This is a genomic window from Terriglobus sp. YAF25 (assembly GCF_052113305.1).
Taxonomy (GTDB): Bacteria; Acidobacteriota; Terriglobia; order Terriglobales; family Acidobacteriaceae; genus Terriglobus.
Genome location: NZ_JBFRCY010000907.1, coordinates 1 through 1,548, shown reverse-complemented (window position 1 = coordinate 1,548; position 1,548 = coordinate 1). Strand labels below are relative to the sequence as shown.

Here is a 1,548-nt window from a genome sequence, read left to right as displayed (position 1 = left end):
ATATAGCCTACCCGAGGTTGCGCAAAAGTGGTTTGTTTGGTTCATGATTCACCTCGGCAGAACCATGTTACCTGCGCAACATGATTGAATGGTGAGTCGTGGAGGGAATGGGATGCGCCGCTTTGCTGTAATCGCCCTTGGATTGAGTGTAGGTGTGGCCTGGTGCCAGGCTCCAGCAAGTGAACAGAACCCCGTACCGGAACAGCAGGTGGTGAAACCTGCCGAAGCCGCCGCCCCGGCGACGCCGGTCTCGGTCCCCGTGCAGAAACCCCCGGTACCGGACCAGATCTCCATGCCGACCGACAAGACCATCGCCGGCCTGCAGGGCCGCGTCCTGGACTTCGCCCAGCTCAGCCGCTATCGCGAAGACAATGCCAAGCTCGCGCCTCCGGCTCCCGGCGAAAAGCGGGTAGTCTTCTACGGCGACTCCATCACCGACGCCTGGGGACGCCGCGGCGGAAAGTTCTTTCCCGGCAAACCCTGGATCAACCGCGGCATCAGCGGACAGACGACGCAGCAGATGCTTATCCGCTTCGAGCAGGACGTCGTTCATCTGAAGCCTGTTGCTGTGGTTATTCTTGCGGGAACTAACGATGTCGCCGGCAACACCGGCCCGGAAAACCTGCAGATGATTCAGGACAACATCACCARCATGGTGGCCATCGCCAAAGCGAACAACATCCGCGTCGTGCTGGCCAGCGTGCTGCCGGCAAAGAAGTTCGGCTGGAATCCTGACGTCCAGCCCGCCGAGACGATCCGCACACTGAACCAATGGATCGAGCAGTACTGCGCGAAAGAAAAACTCACCTTCCTGAACTACTATCCGTCCCTGGTCGACAACGAAGGCGGCATGAAGGAAGATCTCGCCGCGGACAAGACCGTACATCCGAATGACGCCGGATATGCCGTGATGGAGCCGCTGGCGCAGGCAGCGGTTGAGAAAGCACTGAAGTAAGAGTTAAAAGTTAAAGGTTTGCAAGTTAAAGCGTTAAGGCATGGGCAGCAAGAACATTGTTCTTTCACCCATGCCTTCGCTTTGTGTTTTGGTGAGGCGAATCATTCGCCTTGCCTATGCGTTAACGCTTCAACTTTTAACTTTCAACTTTTAACTCTTACTTCAGTCCAGACTGGTGATGAATTGCTCAAGCAACGAATTGAATCCTAGAGGCTGTTCGAGATTGGGCAAGTGCCCAACACGAGGCAGGACCGCAAGGCTGCACCTGGGAATCAGAGCCTGCATGGCTTGCCCCTGCGCTTCGGACGAATAAGAGTCTTCATCCCCAAGCACGATCAGACACGGAAAGGTGAAGCCACGCAGGGCATCGCGGTAGTCGCGACGCATCGCGCGCCCTCTCACCGCGGCAGCCGCAGACTGTGGGCGGGTGGCGCAGATCATGCTGTACACCGACGCAGCAAGGTGAGGCATCGCCGAGATGGAGCTCTTGCCGATCAGTCTTGGCAATACCTCACACCCCACGAGCGCCATTCCGTCTTGTTCCATTCTTTCCGCTGTTCGGAGGCGGTCGGCGACGCCTTCTTGTGTCTCTG

The 1,548-nt window shown here is 57.5% G+C and carries 2 protein-coding genes; one reads left to right on the top strand and one right to left on the bottom strand.

The genetic code is table 11. The annotated features are described in order from the left end of the window. Positions 1-112 precede the first annotated feature (112 nt). Entirely contained in the window at positions 113-955 is an 843-nt protein-coding gene (locus tag AB4043_RS25085; RefSeq protein ID WP_442308470.1) for an SGNH/GDSL hydrolase family protein, read from the top strand. Between the two features lie 162 nt (positions 956-1,117). Here AB4043_RS25085 and AB4043_RS25080 read toward each other — a convergent pair. Continuing rightward, positions 1,118-1,548: hypothetical protein (locus tag AB4043_RS25080; protein WP_442308469.1), on the bottom strand; the 431-nt coding region annotated here is incomplete at its 5' end.